The sequence below is a fragment of the Pantoea sp. FN0307 genome, from assembly GCF_050113815.1.
GTDB classification, from domain to species: domain Bacteria; phylum Pseudomonadota; class Gammaproteobacteria; order Enterobacterales; family Enterobacteriaceae; genus Mixta; species Mixta alhagi.
The window spans coordinates 406,577-430,907 of the sequence record NZ_JBNJSO010000004.1 but is presented as its reverse complement, the minus strand read 5'-3'; the positions used below and the strand labels follow the sequence as shown (position 1 = coordinate 430,907).

25 protein-coding genes are annotated in these 24,331 nt (G+C 55.4%); 4 read left to right on the top strand and 21 right to left on the bottom strand.

The window, feature by feature from the left end; all coding sequences use genetic code 11:
• Nucleotides 1-2 precede the first annotated feature (2 nt).
• The 9 genes from pabC to yceD form a co-directional block, all read right to left on the bottom strand.
• On the bottom strand, nt 3-806 hold the full coding sequence (gene pabC / locus ACQE3Z_RS14690) for an aminodeoxychorismate lyase (RefSeq protein WP_426974345.1): 804 nt from the start codon (nt 804-806) through the stop codon (nt 3-5).
• 132 nt (nt 807-938) lie between these two features.
• Nucleotides 939-2,180 (bottom strand): beta-ketoacyl-ACP synthase II, encoded by a 1,242-nt coding sequence (fabF, locus tag ACQE3Z_RS14685; protein WP_250652371.1) that lies wholly within the window; start codon nt 2,178-2,180, stop codon nt 939-941.
• Between the two features lie 85 nt (nt 2,181-2,265).
• On the bottom strand, nt 2,266-2,502 hold the full coding sequence (gene acpP, locus ACQE3Z_RS14680) for an acyl carrier protein (protein ID WP_085072106.1): 237 nt from the start codon (nt 2,500-2,502) through the stop codon (nt 2,266-2,268).
• Nucleotides 2,503-2,656: 154 nt separating this feature from the next.
• Nucleotides 2,657-3,391 carry a 3-oxoacyl-ACP reductase FabG gene (gene fabG / locus ACQE3Z_RS14675; protein ID WP_250652370.1) on the bottom strand — a complete coding sequence of 245 codons (735 nt, stop codon included), beginning with the start codon at nt 3,389-3,391 and terminating at the stop codon, nt 2,657-2,659.
• Between the two features lie 12 nt (nt 3,392-3,403).
• Nucleotides 3,404-4,333, bottom strand: coding sequence for an ACP S-malonyltransferase (gene fabD, locus ACQE3Z_RS14670; RefSeq protein WP_250652369.1), 930 nt, complete (start codon nt 4,331-4,333; stop codon nt 3,404-3,406).
• Between the two features lie 15 nt (nt 4,334-4,348).
• Complete coding sequence (locus ACQE3Z_RS14665; protein WP_426974344.1) at nt 4,349-5,302, bottom strand: beta-ketoacyl-ACP synthase III; 954 nt, start codon at nt 5,300-5,302, stop codon at nt 4,349-4,351.
• Nucleotides 5,303-5,308: 6 nt separating this feature from the next.
• Complete coding sequence (plsX, locus tag ACQE3Z_RS14660) at nt 5,309-6,343, bottom strand: phosphate acyltransferase PlsX (RefSeq protein ID WP_426974343.1); 1,035 nt, start codon at nt 6,341-6,343, stop codon at nt 5,309-5,311.
• A gap of 26 nt (nt 6,344-6,369) precedes the next feature.
• Nucleotides 6,370-6,540, bottom strand: coding sequence for a 50S ribosomal protein L32 (gene rpmF / locus ACQE3Z_RS14655; RefSeq protein WP_038626789.1), 171 nt, complete (start codon nt 6,538-6,540; stop codon nt 6,370-6,372).
• A gap of 14 nt (nt 6,541-6,554) precedes the next feature.
• Nucleotides 6,555-7,076: a 23S rRNA accumulation protein YceD gene (gene yceD, locus ACQE3Z_RS14650; RefSeq protein ID WP_426974342.1), complete on the bottom strand. Its 522-nt coding sequence runs from the start codon at nt 7,074-7,076 to the stop codon at nt 6,555-6,557.
• 142 nt (nt 7,077-7,218) lie between these two features.
• On the opposite strand from yceD, the gene ACQE3Z_RS14645 reads away from it, so the two are divergent.
• Entirely contained in the window at nt 7,219-7,809 is a 591-nt protein-coding gene (locus ACQE3Z_RS14645; RefSeq protein ID WP_426974341.1) for a Maf family protein, read from the top strand.
• Between the two features lie 58 nt (nt 7,810-7,867).
• Here the strand turns inward: ACQE3Z_RS14645 and rluC are convergent, their stop codons facing one another.
• Nucleotides 7,868-8,821 carry a 23S rRNA pseudouridine(955/2504/2580) synthase RluC gene (gene rluC / locus ACQE3Z_RS14640; RefSeq protein WP_426974340.1) on the bottom strand — a complete coding sequence of 318 codons (954 nt, stop codon included), beginning with the start codon at nt 8,819-8,821 and terminating at the stop codon, nt 7,868-7,870.
• A gap of 572 nt (nt 8,822-9,393) precedes the next feature.
• Here rluC and rne point away from each other — a divergent pair.
• Complete coding sequence (gene rne, locus ACQE3Z_RS14635) at nt 9,394-12,786, top strand: ribonuclease E (RefSeq protein ID WP_426974339.1); 3,393 nt, start codon at nt 9,394-9,396, stop codon at nt 12,784-12,786.
• Nucleotides 12,787-13,157: 371 nt separating this feature from the next.
• Here rne and flgL read toward each other — a convergent pair whose 3' ends face one another.
• The 11 genes from flgL to flgB form a co-directional block, all read right to left on the bottom strand.
• Nucleotides 13,158-14,123 (bottom strand): flagellar hook-associated protein FlgL, encoded by a 966-nt coding sequence (gene flgL / locus ACQE3Z_RS14630; RefSeq protein ID WP_426974338.1) that lies wholly within the window; start codon nt 14,121-14,123, stop codon nt 13,158-13,160.
• A gap of 25 nt (nt 14,124-14,148) precedes the next feature.
• A complete protein-coding gene (gene flgK, locus ACQE3Z_RS14625; protein WP_426974337.1) occupies nt 14,149-15,786 on the bottom strand; it encodes a flagellar hook-associated protein FlgK in 1,638 nt (545 codons plus the stop codon).
• A 125-nt stretch (nt 15,787-15,911) separates the two neighbouring features.
• Nucleotides 15,912-16,880: a flagellar assembly peptidoglycan hydrolase FlgJ gene (flgJ, locus tag ACQE3Z_RS14620; protein WP_426974336.1), complete on the bottom strand. Its 969-nt coding sequence runs from the start codon at nt 16,878-16,880 to the stop codon at nt 15,912-15,914.
• Nucleotides 16,880-17,989, bottom strand: a complete 1,110-nt coding sequence (locus ACQE3Z_RS14615; RefSeq protein WP_426974335.1) for a flagellar basal body P-ring protein FlgI — start codon at nt 17,987-17,989, stop codon at nt 16,880-16,882. Before ACQE3Z_RS14615 ends, flgJ begins: the two co-directional genes overlap by 1 nt.
• 9 nt (nt 17,990-17,998) lie before the next feature.
• The gene (flgH, locus tag ACQE3Z_RS14610; RefSeq protein WP_426974334.1) at nt 17,999-18,703 is read right to left on the bottom strand and encodes a flagellar basal body L-ring protein FlgH; all 705 of its coding nucleotides are present in this window, start codon (nt 18,701-18,703) and stop codon (nt 17,999-18,001) included.
• 84 nt (nt 18,704-18,787) lie between these two features.
• Entirely contained in the window at nt 18,788-19,570 is a 783-nt protein-coding gene (gene flgG / locus ACQE3Z_RS14605) for a flagellar basal-body rod protein FlgG (protein WP_085072120.1), read from the bottom strand.
• Nucleotides 19,571-19,587: 17 nt separating this feature from the next.
• A complete protein-coding gene (locus tag ACQE3Z_RS14600) occupies nt 19,588-20,346 on the bottom strand; it encodes a flagellar basal body rod protein FlgF (RefSeq protein ID WP_426974333.1) in 759 nt (252 codons plus the stop codon).
• Between the two features lie 21 nt (nt 20,347-20,367).
• Nucleotides 20,368-21,567: a flagellar hook protein FlgE gene (gene flgE / locus ACQE3Z_RS14595; protein ID WP_426974332.1), complete on the bottom strand. Its 1,200-nt coding sequence runs from the start codon at nt 21,565-21,567 to the stop codon at nt 20,368-20,370.
• Nucleotides 21,568-21,596: 29 nt separating this feature from the next.
• Nucleotides 21,597-22,271, bottom strand: a complete 675-nt coding sequence (gene flgD / locus ACQE3Z_RS14590; RefSeq protein WP_426974331.1) for a flagellar hook assembly protein FlgD — start codon at nt 22,269-22,271, stop codon at nt 21,597-21,599.
• 12 nt (nt 22,272-22,283) lie between these two features.
• The gene (flgC, locus tag ACQE3Z_RS14585; RefSeq protein WP_085072124.1) at nt 22,284-22,688 is read right to left on the bottom strand and encodes a flagellar basal body rod protein FlgC; all 405 of its coding nucleotides are present in this window, start codon (nt 22,686-22,688) and stop codon (nt 22,284-22,286) included.
• A gap of 3 nt (nt 22,689-22,691) precedes the next feature.
• Nucleotides 22,692-23,105 carry a flagellar basal body rod protein FlgB gene (gene flgB, locus ACQE3Z_RS14580; RefSeq protein ID WP_085072125.1) on the bottom strand — a complete coding sequence of 138 codons (414 nt, stop codon included), beginning with the start codon at nt 23,103-23,105 and terminating at the stop codon, nt 22,692-22,694.
• A 156-nt stretch (nt 23,106-23,261) separates the two neighbouring features.
• Here flgB and flgA point away from each other — a divergent pair, with 156 nt between their 5' ends.
• Nucleotides 23,262-23,921: a flagellar basal body P-ring formation chaperone FlgA gene (gene flgA / locus ACQE3Z_RS14575; RefSeq protein WP_426974383.1), complete on the top strand. Its 660-nt coding sequence runs from the start codon at nt 23,262-23,264 to the stop codon at nt 23,919-23,921.
• A 102-nt stretch (nt 23,922-24,023) separates the two neighbouring features.
• Complete coding sequence (flgM, locus tag ACQE3Z_RS14570) at nt 24,024-24,326, top strand: flagellar biosynthesis anti-sigma factor FlgM (RefSeq protein WP_426974329.1); 303 nt, start codon at nt 24,024-24,026, stop codon at nt 24,324-24,326.
• Nucleotides 24,327-24,331: the final 5 nt, after the last annotated feature.

Below are 24,331 nucleotides of genomic sequence, written 5' to 3'. Positions count from 1 at the left end.
TATTAACAATCTGGCAGCAGTCGTTGATAAAGCGTACGGGATTGATAGTGCCAGCTATCAATCTGCCTTACTGGCAGTAACGGCATCAGAGCGTTAGAGATAAAAACCTCATCCGCATCCGCCAGCGTCTGCGGCTCTTCCCGCACCACCTGACAGACATAACCGTGCTGCCGCGCCAGCGCAATGATGCGCCGACGCATAATCCCGTCAACGCCTGCGCCGCTAACAGCGGGCGTATAGAGCTGATTTCTTTTGCGCCAGAATAAATTAGCCGCACAGCATTCCACCAGCTTGCCCTCAGTGTCAAGCACCAGCGCCTCATCAGCACCGCTCTGCTCAAGCTGTGTGCGGATCAGCACCTGCTCCAGCCGGTTAAGATGTTTGATTCCGGCAAGCTGAGGGTTAATGCCAAGGCGCACCGGGCTGGTCATCAGGCGAACGCCGCTTTCACTCAGTGCGGCATAATGTCCCGGCGCGGCAAACAGCATAATGATACGTACCGGTTGATGGCATCCGGTACCGCTATAGCCTCGCCCGCCTGAGCCACGTGACAGAATGACCTTCAGAACGCCGTCGTCCTGCTGCCAGCTGGCTGCAGCGATCTCCATCTCCTGTTTTAACCCAGGCCAGTCAACGTCGCGGATCATTAGTACAGAAGCCGCTTCCTGCAGGCGCTGAAGATGTGCCTCCAGCCAGGCTATTTTGCCCTGTTGCAGACGCGCGGTGGTAAAACAGCCATCGCCGTAGTGTAAGGCGCGATCGCTGACCGCTATCTGCTGCTGCTGCTCGCCGTTAATCCAAATCATTTGCTCACTCGTTTGCTGAAGCTGCCAACTTAAGCTTACCGCTATGACGCTCAGGTTACAGCCCTGAGCCGTTCAGAATAGTCCAGATGTAAAAAAGGCCCGCAAAGCGGGCCTTAAATAGCAATGATATCGTTAAACGCGACGGAAGATCAGCGATCCGTTGGTACCGCCGAAACCGAAGGAGTTACACAGCGCATATTCCAGCCCCTTAACCTGACGTGCGGTATGAGGAACGAAATCGAGATCGCAGCCTTCATCCGGGTTATCAAGGTTAATGGTCGGTGGAATCGCCTGGTCGCGTAGCGCAAGAATCGAGTAAATAGATTCTACCGCGCCTGCTGCACCCAGCAGGTGACCCGTCATTGACTTGGTCGAGCTGACCATCACGCTGGAGGCCGCTGCGCCAAACACTGACTTAACCGCCTGCGCTTCGGCCTTATCGCCAGCCGGCGTTGAGGTTCCGTGAGCGTTAACGTAGCCAACCTGCTCTGGCGTCAGCTGCGCATCTTTCAGCGCATTGATCATCGCCAGTGCAGCACCAGCACCATCTTCCGGCGGAGAAGTCATATGGTAAGCATCGCTGCTCATACCAAAGCCAACCAGCTCGGCATAGATTTTCGCGCCGCGCTTTTTAGCATGCTCATACTCTTCCAGCATGATAATGCCTGCGCCATCACCCAACACAAAACCATCGCGATCTTTATCCCACGGACGGCTGGCCGCCTGCGGATTATCGTTACGCGTGGAGAGTGCGCGCGCCGCGCCAAAGCCGCCTACGCCCAAAGGCGTACTGGCTTTTTCCGCACCGCCAGCCAGCATCGCATCCGCGTCGCCGTAGGCAATCATACGAGCCGCATGGCCGATGTTATGCACGCCTGTTGTACAGGCGGTCGCAACGGAAATGCTTGGCCCACGCAGACCATACATAATGGTCAGGTGACCGGCCACCATATTAACGATGGTAGAAGGCACAAAGAACGGACTGATTTTACGCGGGCCGCCTTTTACCAGCGACGCGTGGTTTTCCTCAATCAGCCCTAACCCGCCAATGCCTGAACCGATAGCAGCGCCGATGCGAGTCGCGTTTTCTTCGGTAACAACCAGGCCGGAATCCTGCATGGCCTGTACGCCAGCGACAATTCCATATTGAATGAAGGCATCCATCTTGCGCTGTTCTTTGCGCGAGATGATCTCTTCACAGTTAAAATCCTTTACTAAGCCAGCAAAACGCGTTGCGTAGGCACTAGTATCGAAATGGTCGATCAGGCTGATGCCACTCTGCCCGGCAAGGAGAGCACTCCAGGTTGACTCTACGGTATTGCCGACAGGAGACAACATGCCAAGACCGGTCACAACTACACGACGCTTAGACACGTTCGTCCTCCAGGGAGGGAAAGATTGACACTATGTGGGACGGATAAAAACTCAGGCGGTCGAGTGACCGCCTGATGGTAGTTCATTAGGCCTGATGGCTATTGATGTAATCAATGGCAGCCTGAACGGTAGTGATCTTCTCAGCTTCTTCGTCCGGAATCTCAGTATCAAACTCTTCTTCCAGAGCCATTACCAGCTCAACGGTATCAAGAGAATCAGCGCCAAGATCTTCAACGAAAGATTTTTCGTTGGTGACTTCTTCCTGCTTAACGCCAAGCTGCTCGGAGATGATTTTCTTAACGCGTTCTTCGATAGTGCTCATACTATTAAATTTCCTATCAAAACTCGCTTTCGCGATGGTTTTCGTAGTGTATAAAAAGTTGGAAAAGATGCAACTCAATCCCGGCTGGTCCAACCACGATTTCACGCTATTTTGCGGCTATTACCGCAATTAACGCAAATAATTTTCGTAATTATCAGACCATGTACATTCCGCCATTGACATGCAGCGTCTCACCAGTGATGTACGCTGCCTCGTCAGAGGCTAAAAATGCAACGGCATTGGCGATTTCCTGCGCGTCGCCAAGACGACCTGCAGGAACTTCGGCCAGGATGCCAGCGCGCTGATCTTCGCTCAACGCACGCGTCATGTCGGTTTCAATGAAACCAGGAGCCACGACGTTAACGGTAATACCACGTGACGCAACTTCGCGCGCCAGTGACTTGCTGAAGCCGATCAAACCCGCTTTTGCTGCCGCGTAGTTTGCCTGGCCTGCATTACCCATGGTACCAACAACGGAACCGATGGTAATGATACGGCCCACACGTTTTTTCATCATGGCACGCATTACCGCTTTAGATAAGCGGAAAACGGAGGTCAGATTGGTATCCACAATGGATTGCCACTCTTCATCCTTCATGCGCATCAGGAGATTATCACGCGTAATGCCAGCATTATTGACTAAAATATCCACCTCGCCAAATTCGGCACGGATATTTTCCAGTACGCTTTCAATTGACGCGGGATCGGTAACGTTCAGCAGAAAGCCTTTACCGCTCTCTCCCAGGTAAGCGCTGATCGCATCTGCGCCGCTCTGGCTGGTTGCCGTGCCGATCACTTTCGCACCGCGTGCCACCAGCGTTTCCGCAATAGCGCGACCAATACCACGACTGGCACCGGTTACCAGGGCAATTTTTCCTTCGAAGCTCATTTTTATCCTCTGTTATTGTTCAAGCGCCGCTGCCAGGCTGGCGGGATCATTTACCGCCGAGGCTGTCAGGGTGTCAACAATACGTTTCGTCAGGCCCGTCAGGACTTTACCCGGACCGACTTCCAGCAGCGAGGTCACGCCCTGCGCCGCCATAAATTCTACGCATTCCGTCCAGCGTACCGGGCTGTAGAGCTGACGTACCAGCGCGCTGCGAATCGCTTCTGGCGAGGTTTCGCATTTTACATCAACATTATTAACTACCGGTAAGGCTGGCGCGTTAAAAGTCATATTTTCCAGCGCAACCGCCAGTTTATCTGCGGCAGGCTTCATCAGCGCACAGTGAGACGGCACACTTACCGGCAGCGGCAGCGCACGTTTCGCGCCAGCAGCTTTACAGGCTGCGCCCGCACGTTCAACCGCGTCTTTGTGTCCAGCAATCACAACCTGGCCCGGCGAGTTAAAGTTTACCGGCGATACCACTTCTCCCTGCGCAGCCTCTTCACAGGCCTGCTGGATAGCGGCATCATCAAGGCCGATAATCGCCTGCATCGCGCCGGTACCGGCCGGTACCGCTTCCTGCATCAGTTTCCCACGCAGCTCAACCAGTTTGATCGCTTCGGCAAAATCCAGCACACCTGCGCATACCAGCGCAGAATATTCGCCCAGACTGTGACCAGCCATCATCGCAGGCGTTTTACCGCCCTTCTGCTGCCACAGGCGAAACAGCGCAACCGAGGCAGCCAGCAGCGCAGGCTGCGTTTGCCAGGTTTTGTTTAATTCTTCCGCTGGCCCCTGCTGCGTCAGTTGCCAAAGATCGTAACCCAACGCGTCGGAAGCCTCTTTAAAGGTTGCTTCGACAATCGGGTTGTCCGCTGCCAGCTCAGCCAGCATGCCAACGGTTTGCGAACCCTGACCTGGGAAAACCATTGCAAATTGCGTCATCTTTTGTTCCTTCGATTAAAAACGAACCAGAGCCGAGCCCCAGGTGAATCCACCACCAAAGGCCTCCAGCAGAACCAACTGGCCCGGCTTAATACGTCCATCGCGCACCGCTTCATCCAGCGCAGCCGGTACGGAAGCAGCAGAAGTATTGCCATGACGGTCAAGCGTAACGACAACTTTATCCATGCCCATACCCAGCTTTTTCGCGGTGGCATTAATAATCCGCAGGTTAGCCTGATGCGGCACCAGCCAGTCGATTTCAGCGCGTTCAAGGTTATTGGCCGCCAGCGTCTCATCAACGATATGCGCCAGTTCGGTTACCGCGACTTTGAACACTTCATTACCGGACATGGTGAGATAAGCCGGTTGATCCTGCTGCGCACGGTTATGATAAGGCAGCGTCAGCAACTGACCGTAACGGCCATCGGCATGCAGATGAGTAGAAATAATGCCAGGTTCTTCGCTGGCGGAAAGCACGACGGCGCCTGCGCCATCGCCAAACAGAATAATGGTGCCGCGATCGTTGGGATCGAGCGTGCGCGCCAGCACATCCGCGCCAATCACCAGCGCATGTTTTACCGCGCCGTTTTTAATGTATTGGTCGGCAACGCTCAGCCCATAGGTAAAGCCGGCACAGGCGGCGGCCAGATCGAAAGCCGCGCAGTCTTTGATCTCCAGCATATTCTGGATCATACAGGCTGAGCTGGGGAATGCATGGCTGCCTGACGTGGTGGCAACGATAATCAGTCCGATATCGTCTTTACTAACGCCAGCCATTTCCAGCGCGCGCTCAGCGGCCTGAAACCCCATCGTCGCAACGGTTTCATCAGGCGCGGCAATACGTCGCTCACGAATGCCGGTACGAGTGACAATCCACTCATCCGACGTATCCACCATTTTTTCCAGATCGGCGTTAGTCCGCACCTGAGCAGGCAGATAGCTGCCCGTACCGATAATTTTGGTATACATGTCCGCTCAATCACTCCTGGCTAATACAGCCTTTAGGCGCGCGGCAATCCGCTCCGGGACTTGCCGCCGCACCGCCTGCTCTGCCTGTTCAATTGCTGCGGCAAAAGCACGTTGATTTGCTGCACCGTGGCTCTTGATAACCAAGCCTCGCAATCCTAACAGACAGGCGCCATTGTACTGGTCGGGGTTTAAATGACCGAAACGCTTAGCCAGCCGTTTTTTAATCCAGCGCTCCAGCAGTTTCATCCACCACGCCCGTTTTTTGCCTTCGCCAGATGATTTCAACAGCGAAAGAAACATCCTTACCACGCCTTCCAGGGTTTTCAGCGTGACATTGCCCACGAAACCGTCGCAAACCAGCACATCAGTTTTGCCTGTCAGCAGATCGTTGCCTTCAAGGTAGCCGATATAATTAATTTGCGGCGATGCCCTGAGCTGCTCCGCCGCTTCACGAATCGAATTCAGCCCTTTGGTTTCTTCCTGGCCGATATTCAGCAATGCCACACGCGGTTTTTCAATGGCTAAGACTTCTTCCGCCATCACCGCACCCATAATGGCAAACTGCACCAGCATGGCACTGTCAGATTCAACGTTAGCGCCTAAATCCAGCACTACCGTGTTACCGCCTGGCTGATTCGGCAACACGGTAGTTAACGCCGGGCGCTCAATGCCGTCCAGCGGTTTTAATAACAGTTTTGCCAGCCCCATTAAGGCACCGGTATTCCCGGCGCTAATGCAAGCCCGCGCCTTTCCCTCTTTGACCAACTCAAGCGCGATGCGCATAGAGCTACCGCGACTGTGGCGGATAGCCTGAGAAGGTTTGGCATCACTGGCGATAACCGATTCGGCAGGGATAACCTGCAGACGCCGTTGTACAGCGGAATCAGCTTTAGCAAGTAATGGCGTGATAGCGGCGGGATCGCCGATCAGAAGAAGCTGTAATTGCGAATGTAAGGCCAGTGCCTGCAAAGCTGCAGGCACTGTCACGCAGGGACCGAAGTCCCCGCCCATAGCATCGATGGCCAGGGTCAAACGTGTCAAAGTATCGCCTTGCGTTGCCGCAAGTATTACTTAACGATGACCTTGCGACCGCGGTAGTAGCCATCCGCAGTGATGTGGTGACGCAGATGAGTTTCGCCAGAAACTTTATCTACGGACAGAGTGGAAGTGGTCAGCGCATCGTGAGAACGACGCATGCCACGTTTGGAACGGGTTGGTTTATTCTGTTGTACGGCCATGGACCTTACTCCTATTACTTACGCTTTAAACTGGCTAATACGGCGAATGGGTTTGGTTTCTCCGCCTCTTCAGGCAGTTTGCCAAAGACCATGTCCGCGTCGGACACTTCACAGTGTTCAGAATCATGCACCGGAACTACAGGCAGGGCGAGGATAATTTCATCTTCAACCACCGCCAGCAGATCGATCTCACCGAAGTCGTTGACTTCGATCGGCTCGTAGGCTTCCGGCAACGCATCAGCCTGCGCATCATCTGCGACGGGACTGAAGCAATACGTTACGTGAACCTGATGTGCAAATGGCTTGTTGCAGCGCTGGCAGCTCAGCGTGACGCTAACGTCAGCGGTTCCTTTCAGAACAGCCAGACGCTGGTTATCAACGGCAAACGACATAACGCATTGTACATCACTGTCCACACTAACAACGGTATCGGCTACGCGCTCCACCTGTTGAGGCGTATAGACGCCCGCATAATCAAGGCGTTTTTGAGCGGCGCGAACCGGATCGATTGTCAGGGGTAATTTTACCTTTTGCATAGGGCGCGCATATTAACTTTGTAACGACAGAGAGTCAAAGAAAAAGGCTGTTTAACAGCATCTTTCACTTGGTATTCGCATCCAATGCGGCGGACAGTTTAAAATGTCTGCATCCGATTCGCTATATTTTAACTGAAAAAATATGACACAGCTGATTTTAGCTTCAACCTCTCCCTTTCGTCAGGCGCTGTTAAATAAACTCGGCCTCTCTTTTATTACCGCTGCGCCGGAGGTGGATGAGACGCCGCTGCCGGATGAAAAGGCGCCGCAGCTGGTAGAACGGCTGGCGCAGGCCAAGGCCCAGGCGCTGGCGGCGCATTATCCGCACGGCTGGATTATTGGCTCCGATCAGGTTTGCGTACTGGAAGGCAAAATAACCGGCAAGCCGCATACGGTAGAAAATGCACGCGCGCAGTTACGCGCCGCCAGCGGAAAAGTTATTACCTTTTATACCGGACTGGCGCTTTATTGCGCTGAGAAGAAGCACCTGCTCTCTCTTTATGAAACATTCCATGTCGGTTTCCGCTCATTAAGCGAAGCAGAAATTCATGCTTATGTGGCCATTGAGCAGCCGTTACAGTGTGCCGGCAGTTTTAAAAGCGAAGGGTTAGGTATTACATTATTCGATCGGCTGGAAGGACGCGATCCTAATACGCTGGTGGGACTGCCGCTGATCGCACTGTGCGATATGCTGCGTGAGGTGGGGATCAATCCTTTAACCACGGGGCGCTAAACAGCGAATGCGATAGCCTGATGCGACGCGCCGCATCAGGTTTTCTTATATAAAGACGTTACGACGGTTTACGCAACACCGCCAGGCATTGTTTCAGTTCATCATCCAGCGGCGCTTCAATGCGCATTCTGTCGCCGCTGTGGGGATGATTAAAGCTGAGCGCCGCTGCATGCAGGAACAGACGACGCAGGCCGGTAGCGCTTAACTGCTTATCAAACTCCCGCTCGCCATAGCGATCGTCAAAGGCGATGGGGTGACCGGCATGCAGGGTATGAACACGAATCTGATGCGTACGGCCGGTTACCGGGCTGGCTTTCACCAGCGTAGCGAACGTATAGCGCTCCTCTACCTTAAAGCGCGTCTCAGAGGGTTTCCCTTCGCTGCTCACGCGGACAATACGTTCACCGCTCTGCAGAATATTTTTCAGCAGCGGCGCCTGCACCGTTTTTATATGCGAAGGCCACTGCCCGCGCACCAATGCCAGATAATCCTTCTGCATGCCTTTTTCACGCAGCTGCTCATGCAGCGAACGCAGCGCGGAGCGCCTTTTCGCCACCAGCAGCACGCCAGAAGTATCGCGGTCAAGACGATGCACAAGTTCAAGGAAGCGAGCTTCCGGGCGCAGCGCGCGCAGCCCTTCGATCACGCCGAAGCTTAAGCCGCTGCCGCCATGCACCGCCGTACCGGATGGTTTATTCAGTATCAGAATGTATTCATCTTCATAAAGAATCGCATCCTTCAGGCTGGCTACGCGCTCAAGCTTCGGCGAAATAGCGGCTTCCTCGCGCTCTGCCACGCGTACCGGCGGAATGCGAACCTCATCCCCGGCCTGCAGTTTATATTCAGGCTTGATGCGTTTTTTATTCACGCGCACTTCGCCCTTACGCAAAATGCGATAAATCATGCTTTTCGGCACGCCTTTAAGCTGCGTGCGCAAAAAATTGTCGATGCGCTGTCCCGCTTCTTCAGCGGAAATGGCGACGATTTGTACCGATGGCGTATTCATATTCATGGGCGGCGATTCTAATGAGTGGCGGATAATAGCGCCACTTCTTTTTCTGTGCTTAACTGACAACGTACCGCCAATTTTGCGGTCTGTTTCATACTTTTCCACAGTGCTGGTGAAAAAGCCTGCAAAATGAATGCGTAATGCTGCAAGAAAGTTTATCAGTAATGAAAAGTCACCTTGCTATAACAAGGTTAGCAATGGAATAATGGCCCGGTCTCCTGAGCGCCTACCGTCAGGAAACCATAAATAGCGAATTAAGAAATTTTGCCGGATAGCACATACACGCAGCAATGGCGTAAGACGTATTGTGAAATCAGGCATTTAGCGGGCTGCGGGTTGCAGCCTGGACGATAAGACGGGATTGACTCTCTCTGGTAAATTCAGTGGCGGTTCCCTCATCCGAGCGCTGTTTTTCCTTATAAAAACAGGCTACCGAGATTTTTGCGCCCCTTGAGCGACCGACAACCGTGAGGTTGACGATGAAGCGATAAGACACGGGGCCGTCGGTTATTCTTCGTCCAGTGTTACTTAGCCCGCAGCTTAGTCACTCACGTAAGAATAACGAGTACGTTACGATGAAAAGAATGTTAATAAACGCAACTCAACAGGAGGAGTTGCGTGTCGCCTTAGTAGATGGACAACGTCTGTACGACCTGGATATTGAAAGCCCCGGACACGAACAGAAAAAGGCGAATATCTATAAAGGCAAGATCACCCGCATTGAGCCAAGTCTGGAAGCAGCATTTGTTGATTACGGCGCTGAACGACACGGTTTCCTTCCGCTTAAAGAGATTTCCCGCGAATATTTCCCTGCCAGTTACAACGCTCATGGCCGCCCCAATATCAAAGATGTATTGCGCGAAGGTCAGGAAGTCATTGTTCAGATCGATAAAGAAGAGCGCGGCAACAAAGGCGCGGCTCTGACTACCTTTATCAGCCTGGCAGGCAGCTATCTGGTGCTGATGCCGAATAACCCACGCGCAGGCGGCATTTCACGCCGTATTGAAGGCGATGACCGCACCGAGCTGAAAGAAGCGCTTTCGTCGCTTGAGCTGCCGGACGGCATGGGCTTAATCGTGCGTACCGCAGGCGTGGGCAAATCAGCCGAAGCGCTGCAGTGGGATCTGAGCTTCCGTCTGAAGCACTGGGAAGCGATCAAAAAAGCGGCGGAAAATCGTCCGGCACCCTTCCTGATCCATCAGGAAAGCAATGTGATTGTTCGCGCCTTCCGCGACTACCTGCGCCCTGACATCGGCGAAATCCTGATTGATAACCCGAAAGTCCTCGATCTGGCGCGTCAGCATATCGCCGCCCTTGGTCGTCCTGATTTCAGCAGCAAAATCAAACTGTATACTGGTGAGATTCCGCTGTTCAGCCATTACCAGATTGAATCCCAGATCGAATCGGCCTTCCAGCGTGAAGTGCGTCTGCCTTCCGGCGGCTCGATTGTGATCGACAGCACTGAAGCGCTGACCGCGATCGATATCAACTCAGCACGCGCCACGCGCGGCGGCGATATCGAAGAGACAGCGTTTAACACCAATCTTGAAGCTGCCGACGAAATTGCGCGTCAGCTGCGCCTGCGCGACCTTGGCGGCCTGATCGTTATCGACTTTATCGATATGACGCCGGTGCGCCATCAGCGTGCAGTAGAAAACCGTCTGCGCGAGTCCGTTCGTCAGGATCGCGCCCGTATCCAGATCAGTCATATCTCCCGCTTCGGCCTGCTGGAGATGTCGCGTCAGCGTCTTAGCCCATCGCTGGGCGAATCGAGCCATCATGTTTGCCCGCGCTGTAGCGGAACCGGCACCGTTCGTGATAACGAATCGCTGTCGCTCTCTATTCTGCGTCTGATTGAAGAAGAAGCGCTGAAAGAGAACACCAAAGAAGTGCACGCCATTGTACCGGTGCCGATCGCCTCTTATCTGCTGAACGAAAAACGCGACGCCGTTAACGCCATTGAAAAACGTCAGGGCGGCGTGCGTGCGATTATCGTTCCGAACGATCAGATGCAGACGCCGCACTACTCGGTACTGCGCGTACGCAGCGGTGAAGAGACACAAACGCTCAGCTATCACCTGCCGAAACTGCATGAAGCTGAGATGGCGCTGCCCTCTGAAAATGAGCAGGCTGAACGTCGTCGTCCTGAGCAGCCTGCACTGGCCGCCTTTGTGATGCCTGATGCACCGCCTGCCCCGCAGGAAACCGCCGTTGAAAGCAATAAACCTGCTCAGCCCGCCGCGCCGCAGCAGGCCGCAGCGGAGCCTGCTGCGTCGACCGGTATTATCGGACGCCTGTTTGGCGGCCTGAAAAAGCTGTTTGCCTCTGAGCCGGCTGCGCCAGCCACAGCCGAGCAGCCGCAGCAGGATAAAGCTGCTGATGATGAGTCTGAACCAACCCAGCAGCGTGAACGCCGTCAGGGCAACAACCGCCGCAACAACAACAATAACCGCCGCGATCGTAACCGTGACCGCAACGGGGAAAACGCCCCGCAGCAGGCGCGCGATAATCGTGAAACCCGTGAAGAACCGCGTCGTAACAACAAACGCCAGCAGGCCAATGCTGAAGTGCGTGAAGAGACGCAAAACACACTGACTGACGAAGCACGCGCGCAACGTGAAGAGCAGCAGCAGCAGCGTCGTGAGCAGCGTGCCGAACGTCAGCGTCGCCGTCAGGAAGAGCGTCGTCAGCAGCAGGAAGCCGCCAAAGCCGCCGCTCAGCAAGAGCAGCAGCCGGTAGCCAGCGTCGTTGAAGAGAGCGAAGAAAACCCGGCGGAAGAGCGCGTGCAGGTCATGCCGCGTCGTAAGCCGCGTCAGCTGGCGCAGAAAGTGCGCGTGGTCAGCGCTGAAACAGTGTCGGAAACGCAGCCTGCCGTTGATGAAGTGAAAGCGGCTCCAGCAGAGACGCCACAGTTCGAAGCCGCCGCACCAGAAGCGCAGACGCAGCCTGAAGATCAGCAGGAAGAGCAGGAGAACCGCGATAACGGCAATATGCCGCGCCGCTCACGCCGCTCTCCGCGTCATCTGCGCGTCAGCGGTCAGCGCCGTCGCCGTTACCGCGATGAGCGTTATCCAACGCAGTCTCCGATGCCTATCGCCTGTGCTGCTGCCTCGCCGGAAATGGCTTCAGGTAAAGTTTGGGTTCGCTATCCGGTCGCGCAGGCCAGCCAGGAGACCGTTCAGGCAGCTGATGTGCAGCATGAAACGCCGGACTACAGCCGCGTTGAAACCGCTGCCGCCGTTGCTTTGCCAGTTGCCGCTAGCGAAGCCGCCGTTGAGACCTCTTCCGCTCAGCCGACAGAAGCTGAACAGCAAACGGCGCAGGATGCAGTACATGAAGCGCCGCAGCAGTTTGATGCGCCGATAACGCCGGTTGATACGCATGACACTTCAGCTATTGAAGTGCCGGTAAATGAAGAGCCTTCTGTGATTCCGGCCGCTGCTGAAGCACGTGCCGCTCAGGTTGCCGCTCAGGCGCAGCCGGCAGACGACGTGGTTAACGCGTCAGTAGAAGCCGCTGAGCCAGAAGCTGCGCCGGTGGAAACCGCAGCAGCAGAAGTCGCTCAGGCAGCATCGGTGCCGGTTGAAAGCGCGCAGCAGAACGTTGAAGCCACGCCGTCCGTAACGGATGAGCAGCAGGCCAGCGCCAGCGACGTTAGCGCTGATACGGCGGCCCAGGTCGAGCAGGTGCTGAATGCGCCAGCAATCGAGCCGGAAGAGGTATTACCGGTTCGCGAACCGCATGCGCCGGTTCCGGCTCGTGATCAAGCGCCTGCAGCCAGTCAGTCCTTGCTGGCCGGTAAATACCATGCCAGCGCGCCGATGACGAAAGCACCGGCTCCGGCATGGCAGCCAGAAGCGCCGCGTCATAGCGACTGGGTACGTCCGCCCTTCCAGTTTGAAGGCAAAGGCGCAGCCGGTGGCCACAGCGCGACACATCAGGCAACGGCTCCGGCCACCAAGCCCTGATTGCGCTTAATAAGCTCTCTCAACCCCGGCTCAGGCCGGGGTTTTTTATGGCTTAGGCAGACGCAATCCTGTTCCATGCCGGGCGTCAGCCCGCTGCTGGCCTCTGGTTCCACTACCGTTAGCTATCCGCTGCTGCTACCTGTTTATCCAAGGCTACCGTCAGACTGCCCGCTGCTGCTGCCGACCTAACTGCTACCGTCTGGTTATCCGCAGCTGGCTGCCCTGCTTCGCCCCGCTTCACTGCATTCCGCCCATTATTGTTAAATCAGGCTCACCGTTTTCAGAGCAAAAAAAACCCGTCAGCGACGATAAGCCATCGGTGACGGGTAAAAACGAACGCGCCCGGTTTAAGCACGCCCAAAACTAAAGTTTTATCTATTCATCTGAAACAGAGACATCTGTGACATATCGCTGAAGGTCTTATAAGAAGCCTGTAGCGCCTGCTGCTGCATGGTATATGTTGAAATTGCGCTGGTATAATCCACGTTTACCAGTGCGCTCATTCTTACTTCCTGCAGCGTGCTGCGATCGTCGCCCAGGCTATCCAGTTTTTCCAGCTCATCAAGCTGCGTACCCAGTTCTGAGCGCACCGCCAGCACGTTGTTCAGTGAGTTACTCAGGCCACGCGTGGTTTTGTCCAGCGCCTCTTTAGAAAGCGCTTTCGTGGCATCATCCGTGTTCTGAATCGGCTGTTTCAGCGCGTTGATGGCGATATCCAGCGTCTCAAAAATATTTGTTTCGCTTGCTGACCCATCCGGCTCTTTTACCGCGTTGCTGGTGATAGACATAAACACCTGCGCACCGGTATGGCTGGTGGTCATGGTACGGCTGGCATCCACTTTCTGCGTGATCGCATCGGTGCCACCGTTGTAAACAATGCTGCCGTTGGCATCTTCGGTAAAGGGCGCGCTGCCGCTGTTGTAACCAGCAAAAATATAGCGTCCATTGCCGTCGGTGCTGTTCGCCAGGTTGAGTAGCTGAGCGCGAAGCCCTTCCAGCTGCGTCGCGTAAGAGGCACGGTCATCATCAGAAAGCGAACCATTGCCTGCAGAAATAACTACCGACTGTGCATTCATTACTGCATCGGTAACGTTTTGCAGCGTACTTTCTTCCAGCGACACGCTTTGCGTCGCGAAATCACGCGCCAGCTTGTACTGCTTGTTCTCGGCCTGCGCCTGGGAAAGCACGACCGCTTGCGCGGCGGCCAGCGGATCGTCCGACGGGTTAATAACCCGCTTGCCGGTAGAGAGCTGCTCGCCCGCTTTCAGCCAGCTTGACTGGGCATTGGTTACGCCACGAGTCTGCTGGTCATACATCATGCTGGTACTGAGTCGCATGGTGGTTATTCCTTCATCAATTCAATTAGCCACGGATGCTGATTAAGGCATCGAAAATTGCTGATGCTGTCTGCAGAACCTGCGCATTCGCCATGTAATATTGCTGATAGCGCTGCAGGTTCACGTACTCTTCATCAAGGTTAACGCCTGATACCGACTGCTGACGGCTGGTGAGCTGATTCACCACGTTGGTCTGCGTCTCGCTGGTGGTTTTCAGCGTATTGGTTTTGTTACCAATATCACTCACCAGGCTGGCATAGCCCTGAGCCAGCGTGGCGTTGCCGTTGACCAGGTTTTTGCTCTGCAGGTCCAGCAGCTTCTGCGCATTACGGTTATCGCTTTTACCACCCGCAGCGCCTGCGGCGGCAACCTGTGCCTCATTGGTGACTACGACATCCATATTCACAATCGCATTGCTGACCGGCTTGACGATAAAGTTGTCATTGGCAGCAGGCGTGCCGGACGGCGTAACCTGCAAACCGTCGAAATTAAGCTGGCCGTTAGCGTCCAGTGACGCGCTGACGCTGGTATTGTCAGAGAGACGCTTAACGTTCCAGTTGCTGCCGTCCCAGCTCACTTTATAATCTGTTGCCTGCGCTTTGCTGGTGTCGCTCCAGCTGGCGGTCAGCGTGACGCCGGAAGCGTTTTTGCTGTTGCCGACCACGGTCGGGCCGCCGATTGCAAAGAAATCAGTACCGGCGTTGCCTTCACTGTCGAAGCCCGCTTTATGCTGCGTGTTAAAGTTATCGGCGAAGTTCAGCGCCAGCTGATTCAGTTTATTGCGCGCCGAATCGAGATCTTCGGTACGGAACTTCAGCAGACCGCCTAATGAGCCAGTGCTTACCAGGCTTTCAGGGATCTCGACGTTGCCGGCGGTTTTATCCACATAGCCAATGGTGGTGCGGGTCGGATCGTTGCTGGCGGTCATGGCCACCAGCTGACGCGTATCCGCGCCGTTAACCAGCGCCAGGCCGTTAGACATAGAAACGATATAGCTGCCATCCTGTTTCGAGACGCTTACGCCTACCAGGTCGTTCAGTTTATTGACCAGCGCGTCACGCTGATCCAACAAAGTGTTAGGATCGGCACCGGCACCTGCCGCCTGCAGTTTGCCAATCTGGGTATTCAGGCCAGCAATCTGGCTGGCATAGCTGTTAATCTGCGCCACGGAAGAGGAGATGCTGGTGTTAATGCTGGCATCCATATTCCGCAGATATTGATCGGTAACCTTAAACTGGTTAACCAGACCTTCCGCCTTGCCCAGCAGGGTCTGACGCGCTGAAGGGTCATTCGCGTTGCTCACCACGTTCTGAACGTTGGTAAAAAAATCCGAGAGCGTGGTAGAGAGGCTGTTCGATGATGAAGAGAGCAAGTCATCGATGTTAGAGATCTGATTGTACTGGGTAGTTATACCGCTGTTTTGCGCCGAGGCGCTGCGCAGCTGCCCGGTAATAAACTCATCATATTCGCGGTGAACGCTGCTGATTGTTACGCCATTACCGTAATAGTTGCCGCCGTTCAGGGTACTGGGCAGCGAGTTCAGTACCGCCGTCTGACGTGAATAACCCGCCACATTATAATTGCTGATGTTGCTGCTGGTGGTATTCAGCGCAGCCTGCGCCGCGCTCAGCCCGCTCATTGCGGAGTTAATTAAGCTGGACATGTCGGTTCCTTTTTGCGCCGGTACGCACCGGGCGGCATTCAACGAATCGGGTGCCGCAAGCGTAACGGGACGCTTTCTGGCCTGTTTTGGTTATCGGCGTGCTTAAGTGAAACTTGAGTAAAAAATCAGAACAGATCGCCTAGCTCATTGCCGTAAGCTTTAGCGACTTTTTCACCCAGGTCTTTGAACTGCTGAATCATACCGACCAGTTTTTTGGCATATTTCGGATCGGTCGCGTAGCCCGCAGCCTGCAGCGCATGCGCGCCCTCTTCCGCCGTCTTTGCCGTCGTGACTTTGGCATAGCGCGAATTCTTACTCAGCAGGTTGGCGTAGTCCGCTAATGCATCGATATAGGAGTCATAGACGCGGAACGCCGCCTTCACTTTTTTCGCCACGCCGTTTTCATATTCGGTGGTGGTGATTTCCGTGGTCTTGCCTTGCCAGCTGCCGGTGGCCTTAATGCCGAACAGGTTGTAGCTCGGCTTGCCATCTTCGGTCAGGATCTGGCGTTTCCCCCAGCCCGATTCCAGCGCCGCCTGGGCAAGGATCAGCTGATGGGGAATGCCGGTCTGCTGGCTGGCAAGCTGCGCCGGCTGCGTGAGTTTGGCAATAAAGTCGCTGCTGTCGCCGCTCAGCGGCGCGACAGCCGTGGGCTGCGGCAGTTTTGGCATGGCGCGCTGCACCATTTGCGCCATCTGCGTCTGCATCTGCTCCATCTGGCGCGGCAGCAACGTATTAATAACCACTGAACGATCGAGCGGCATCGGTACGGTGCCCGCACGCTCGTCCGGTGCCTGGGCTGGCATCATCTGTTTTACGATAACGTCTGCCAGCCCCAGCCCTTTATTCCCCATCTCCTGCGCAATCTGCTGGTCGTACATAGAGGTGAACATGCGTGTCTGTTCGGTGCTGAGCAGACCGTCCTGCGGCAGCGCCTGTCGCATGCTCTTCAGCATCATCTGTACAAACATGCCCTCTACCTGCTTCGCCACCTGCAACGCCTGTCCTTGCGGATCGTTGCCTGCCTGACGTTTCAGACTATTAAGCGCCTGGCTGTCATAAGCCGCGCTCATTACAGATTGCGTATCATTCATCAGATAATTTCCAGTTTGGCGCGCAGACAGCCGGCGCTCTGCATTGACTGAAGGATCGACATCAGGTCCATCGGCGTTGCACCAAGCGCGTTCAGCGCACGCACCACGCTATTCAGGTTGGCGCTGGCGTTAACACGCTGCAGCGCGCCGCCTTCCTGACGCATATCGATCTGGGTTTGCGGCGTGACCACGGTTTGACCGCCGGCCAGCGGCGTATCCGGCTGGTTAACGTTTTGCTGCTGATTGATCGTTACCGACAGGTTGCCCTGCGCTACCGCACACGAGCTGAGCGTCACTTCGCGGTTCATCACCACCGAACCGGTGCGCGAGTTGATGATCACTTTTGCATCCTGAATCGGTACGGAAACATCGATATTCTGAATATCCGCCAGCAGACGCACCTGGGAACTGTTGTTCATTGGCATGCGTACCTGAACGGTACGGGCATCCAGCGCCTGTGCCGAGCCGTAGCCGCGTCCGTTAATGGCATCGCTGATGCGCTGCGCCATGCTGAAATCTTCTTCGTTCAGCTGCAGATTGATGGTGCCCTGCGTCCCGAAGTTGCTCTGCATTTCGCGTTCAATGGTCGCGCCGCCGGTAATGCGTCCGCCGTTGAGTTGGTTAACCTGAACGCTGGCACCGCCCGCCGCTGCGCCTGCACCGCCAACCAGGATATTCCCCTGCGCCAGCGCGTAAACCTGGTTATCGACGCCTTTCAGCGGCGTCATAATCAGCGTGCCGCCGCGCAGGCTTTTGGCGTTACCCAGCGAGGAAACCACCACGTCAATCTGCTGTCCCTGACGACCAAAGGCTGGCAGGTTGGCGGTCACCATGACCGCCGCCACGTTTTTCAGCTGCATATTGGTGCCGGCGGGTACGGTAATGCCCAGCTGTGACAGCATGTTGTTCAGCGACTGGGTAGTAAACGGCGTTTGCGCCGTCTGGTCACCGGTGCCATCCAGCCCAACCACCAGACCATAGCCGATCAGCTGGTTGTCACGAACGCCCTGGATCGTGGTGAGATCGCGGATGCGATCGGCGCTTGCCAGCGTGCTGATGCTCAGCAGCAGCAGAGAGAGCGCCATATGAATAATGCGTAACTGTGACATAAAAGCCTCTTACATCGGTGAGATGTTCAGGAAGAAGCGCTGCAGCCAACCCATGTTCTGCGCTTCATTGATATAACCGTTACCGACATATTCGATACGGGCATCTGCCACCTGCGTGGAGACCACGCTATTGTTGCCGCTGATGGTGCGCGGGTTGACCACGCCAGAGAAGCGAATAAATTCGGTGCCCTGGTTAATCTCAATCTGTTTCTCACCGACCACATTCAGGTTGCCGTTGGGCAGTACCTGATTCACGGTAACGGTAATCGTACCGGTAAAGGTGTTATTGGCCGAAGCACCTCCTTTCCCGGCAAAATCATTTTTCCCTGCGCCGCTCATTGTGGTTTTATCGCCGCCCAGCAGGCCTTCAAGGGCGCGCGGCACAGCGGTGAGGCCAAGGCTGGCGCTGCCGTCGCGGCTGGCGTTAGCTGAAGAGCTTTTGCTGGCGCTGACGTTTTCCTGCAATACGATAGTCAGGGTGTCGCCGATATTGCGCGGACGACGATCCTCAAACAGAGGCTGATAGCCGTAGTTCATCGGCATCACCCCCTGGAAAATAGAGCCGTTAACCACGGGCGGCGAAGCGGGCATCGGCTGAGCCGTTGTCGGGCCGGTGACCAGCGGTGTACGGGGAACAAGGGCGCAACCGTTAAGAGTCATCAGCATCGCTGCGATAACCCAATGTCCAGGCTTTAAAGTGAATTGCTTCGCCACGACGTGTATACCTTTCTGCATTATTTAACTTGATTTGGCGGAGCCGAAACTCCGCCTGTCCGCGACTAAGCGCGCTTACTGCCCTTATACCTGCGTCAGTTTCTGCAACATCTGATCGGAGGTAGTAATAGCTTTACTGTTGATTTCATAAGCGCGTTGCGTCTGGATCATGCTGACCAGCTCTTCCGCCACGTTGACGTTAGAGGTTTCAACATAACCCTGATACAGCAGGCCGGCGCCGTTCAGGCCAGGCGTGCTGTCGGTAGGTGCGCCGGAAGCCTGAGTTTCCTTGTAGAGGTTTTCACCCATGCTTTCGAGGCCGGTATCATTCATAAAGGTGCTCAGCGTCAGCTGCCCCACCTGTACCGGCTGCGCCTGACCCTGTTGGGTCACGCTCACCACGCCGTCACGCCCGATAGTGATGCTCAGGGAGTTAGCGGGAATGGTGATGCCGGGCTGTACCGGGAAACCCGCATTGGTTACCAGCTGGCCGTTCTGATCGACCTGGAACGAGCCGTCACGGGTATACGCTGCGGTGCCATCCGGCATCTGCACCTGGAAAAAGCCCTGTCCGTTAATCGCCACATCTTTCGAGTTGTCGGTTTTAGACAGGTTGCCCTGGGTGTGCAGACGTTCGGTGGAAACCGGACGTACACCGGTACCGATCTGCAGGCCAGACGGCAGCGTGGTTTGCTCAGAAGACTGAGCGCCCGGCTGACGCATGGTCTGATACATCAAATCTTCAAATACCGCACGTGAACGTTTAAAGCCGTTGGTGCTGACGTTTGCCAGGTTGTTGGAAATGACGTCCATATTGGTTTGCTGGGCGTCAAGACCGGTTTTGGCGATCCATAAGGAACTGATCATGCTGTTTTCCTCTTGCCTTAGCTGGTCATATTGAGCAGCTGGTTGGCGCGTTGTTCGTTTTCATCGACGCTGGAGATGACTTTCATCTGCATCTCGAAGCGGCGGGCGTTGGCAATCATGTCAACCATGGTTTCGACCGGGTTTACGTTACTGCCTTCCAGCACCCCGGGCATCACCTGCACCGTCGGGTCGTTTTGCAGTACCGCGCCGCGCTGGGCCTGTGCCGTCGCATTCAGACGAAACAGTCCGTCATCACCACGTATCACTTCCTGCCCCGTCGCCTTCACCAGCTTTAAACGCCCCAGCTGTACCGTCGCGTTGGGCTCATCGCCCGGATTCAACGCGGTAATGGTACCGTCAGCCGCAATCGTGATTTCTGCCGCCTGAGGCACCGCTATCGGGCCGCCGTCACCCATCACCGGGCGACCCTGAATGGTCAACTCGCCGGTGGGGCTAATCTGCATATTGCCGTTGCGGGTATAAGCTTCAGTGCCATCTGCCGTTTGTACCGCCAGCCAGCCATTTTGCTGTACCGCAACGTCAAGCGAGCGCTGCGTATAATTGAGCGTACCCGGCGTCATATCGGAACCTGGCGTCGAGGCGGTAACCAGCGTACGCGTCGGCAGCGTTAAGCCTTCTACCGGCACCGCGCGCAGCGCATGAAGCTGGGCACGAAAGCCCGGCGTTGAGGCGTTAGCCAGGTTGCTGGCCGTAACCGCCTGCATATTGAGCGTCTGGCTTGCCGCGCCCATGGCGGTATAAATAGCGTGATCCATAGCGCTCTCCCGTCAGCCGTATTAACGCAGGTTAACCAGCGTGTTAAGGATCTGATCCTGTGTTTTGATGGTCTGCGCGTTCGACTGATAGTTACGCTGCGCCACAATCATGTTTACCAGCTCTTTACTCAGATCGACGTTAGAAGACTCCAGTGCGCCTGCGGTCAGGGTACCGAGGTTACCGGTGCCTGCCAGGCCTACCAGCGGCTGGCCAGAAGAGGCTGTGGAGGACCAGACGTTGTTGCCTTCAGATTTCAGGCCTTCGGCGTTAGCGAAGTTCGCCAGAACGATCTGTCCCAGTACCTGCGTTTTTTCGTTGGAGTAGTTACCTACTACCGTGCCGTCTCCATTAATCTGGTAGCTCACCAGGTCGCCCGGCTTGTAACCATCCTGCGTCGGGTTACCGAAGGTATTAGCGCCGGTGTTCTGCTGCATGCTACCGGTAAGGTCCAGCGCAAAGGTCTGTGCGTTAGAGCCGTTCAGGGCGCCCATAGAGATGGTCTGGTCGGTAGCTGAGGTCAACACGCCGTTGGCGTTAAAGCTCATAGTAAACGGCGCAGTAGTGGTGCCGCTGCTGGAGTCGATCGGGTGTACGCTCCAGCTGTTATCCGCCGTTTTCACGAAGTACAGATCGATGATGTGCGTGTTACCCAGTGAATCAAAGGTGGTCATTGAAGACTTGGCGTTGTAGCTGGTAGCGTCGGTGCTATCGAAATTCGCATCAACTTTAGTGCCGTCAGATGAATTCAGGTTTGCAACCAGCGAACCCGTGGTGGTTGCGCGTGCGGTCATCTGCGTGGTCGGTACGCTGAGCGCTACCGGGTTAGCGCCGGTCTGCACGGTCGGCGGGGTGCCCGCTACCGGATAGCCGGTCAGCTTCATGCCCTGCATGTTGACGATGTTGCGGTTCTCATCCAGCGTGAACTGGCCGTTACGGCTGTAGTAAATCGCGCCGCTGTCATTCGCCATGCGGAAAAAGCCCTGCTGGCTGATAGCCACATCAAGACCACGGCTGGTGGTGGTGGTAGTGCCGTCGTTAAAGTCCTGAATCACGCCCGCAACTTTTACACCCATGCCCACTTTGGAACCGGCATACATGTCGGCAAAAGAGACGGTGCTGGATTTAAAGCCCGCAGTCGCAGAGTTGGAAATGTTGTTGCCGATAACGTCGAGGTTACTGGAGGCCGCGTTTAAACCGCTGACCGCTTGTGAAAAGCCCATGTGTTACTCCTGAATAAATGAGTGTCGAATCAGAGAATCTGACGAATTTTATCGAGCGTGGAAGTGCCCATCGTCCCGAGGTCGAGTATTGCCCCGCTGGAATCGGTGGTCACACCGTTCACTAAGGCGTAATTCAGTGGCTGCGCCACCAGTTGCTCCGTCCCGTTGCTGGCGGCAATGGTGACGTTATATTTGCCATCCGGTGCAGTGGTGCCATCCGTTAAGGTGCCATTCCACGCAAAGGTATGAACGCCAGCGGTCAGGCCGCCAAGATCGATCGTACGCATCACTTTGCCGCTGCCGTCGGTAATGGTGGCGGTCGTGGAGGTTGACGCACGTGTCAGTTCTACGCCAAACGGCGTGGTCTCGCCTTTCCCGGTCAGGATCTGGCTGCCCGGCACCATAACGCCATGGCCGATCAGGGTAGAAGCCTGTACTGACTGGTTGCTGTTGAGCTGACCAGAAATCGAACCCAGCGTGGTGTTCAGTTTCTCAATACCGCTCACGGTATTGATCTGCGCCAGCTGCGTGGTCAGTTCGTTGTTTTCCATTGGATTGGTGGGATCCTGGTTTTTTAACTGCGCCACCAGCAATGTCAAAAAGTTACTCTGTAGATCGGTTGCGCTGCTGCTGCCCGATGCGCCAGTGGTACTGGTCAATACACTGGGATCGATCCTTTCATTTACGCCAACGGCTAAGCCCATGGTTATTCTCCGTTATTGACCAATGGTCAGGGTTTTCATCATCATTGACTTGACGGTGTTCAGCACTTCAACGTTCGCCTGATAGCTGCGCGACGCCGCCATGCTGTTTACCGTCTCGCTGACCACGTCGACATTAGGCATCTTGACGTAGCCCTTGGCGTCCGCCAGCGGATTGCCCGGATCGAATACCAGCTTCGCCGGACTTTGATCTTCCACGACCTGCGCAACGCGCACGCCGCCGGTAGCCTGTCCCGGAGCGGCATCCACCTGGAATACCACCTGTTTAGCGACATAAGGCTGACCGTCAGGACCGGTAACGCTGTCGGCGTTAGCCAGGTTACTGGCGGCCACGTTTAAACGCTGTGACTGTGCAGCCATCGCCGAACCGGCGATATCAAAAATATTAAGCAGTGCCATCGGTTATTGTCCCTGCAGCACGTTCATCATGCCTTTAATCTGGCTACTGATAAGCGTGAGGTCGGTTTGGTATTTCAGGCTGTTATCTGCAAACTGCGTACGCTCACGGTCCATATCGACCGTGTTGCCATCCATCGACGGCTGATCGGGAATGCGATACAGCAGGTCCATTGATGGCGGCGTCGCGGTTTGCGCAGGAATGTGGCGTGCCGACGTCACCGCCAGCGACAGGCCAGAGCCCTGCGCCCGCCCTTTCTCCAGCGCGCGGTTAAGCTCGCTGGCAAAATCGATATCGCGGGCCTGGTAGCCTGGCGTATCAGCGTTAGCGATGTTGGATGCCAGGATTTCCTGACGCTGAGCCCGCAGATTGAGCGCTTCGGTGCCGAATTGCAGAGCTGCATCCAGTTTGTCGAGCATGCTTTCCTCCGGAAGTGAAATTTTGAGTTGTCAGCATAATCGGGCGCTGCAAAAGCTATCGCTGGAATAGCGCTAAAAAGCATCGCTATTTTTTGCCTTGAAAAGTTGCGCGCACGGGTAGAATCAGCCCCATGAGTCAGGACGGGGATAAACATGATGCGGATAGTGACGTGGTGGCTGGGTGCGATGCTGACCTTACTGGTAATGCCGGTACGGGCAGACGATCTTAGCGCTCAGCTTAACCAGTTCTTTAAAACGCGCGATCCGCTGCATGCCGCCGGAATGAATGTAGTGGTACGCACTCCGCAACAGCAATGGCCCACATGCGCCGCGCCGCAGCTTAGCCTGCCGGGCAACAGCCGCTTGTGGGGAAACATGAGCGTGGCGGCGACCTGTGACCGGGAGCGGCGTTTTCTGCAGGTAGAAGTACAGGTAACCGGCGACTATGTGGTCGCCAGTCGCCAAATCCCACGCGGCACCGCGTTAACGCCCGATGATTTCAGGATCAAGCAGGGCCGGCTTGATACCCTGCCCGCACGGGCGGTGCTGGATCCTCAACAAATAACAGAAGCCATAAGCGTCCGCGATATTTCACCGGGTCAGCCGTTAACGCTCTCAATGGTGCGCCAGGCCTGGCGTGTGAAGGCCGGCCAGCCGGTGATCGTTATCGCTCAGGGCGACGGTTTTAACATTAGTAGCGAAGGACGTGCGCTGAATAACGCCACGGCGATGCAACGGGTTCGGGTGCGCATGGGAAATGGGCAAATAGTGAGTGGCAACGTGAGTGCGGATGGGAATATTCTTATATCTCTATAAACTGCTAAAGATGAGTGTTGAGTTGCCGATAGTGGGATCAACATACATTGTACTCTTTGCCTCTCAGGCTGCCCTAACGCCTGAACCTACTGGAGCCAGATTATGAGCATCGACAAAACTAAAGCTACGCAGCCTGTCAGCACTGTTCAGCCACGTGAAACCAATGATAACAGCGGCGCTGCAAAGGCTCGTCAGACCTCCAGCCCGGCAACGCCAGCCAGCGCAGCGCAGGTTAGCCTGAGCGGCGCACAGTCTCAGCTGATGACCTCGGACGGAAAAGATATTAATACTGCCCGCGTTGAGCAACTGAAAACCGCCATTCGCAATGGCGAACTGAAAATGGATACCGGCAAAATCGCCGATGCCCTGATTCAGGAAGCGAAATCTTATTTACAGGATAAATAACCGCT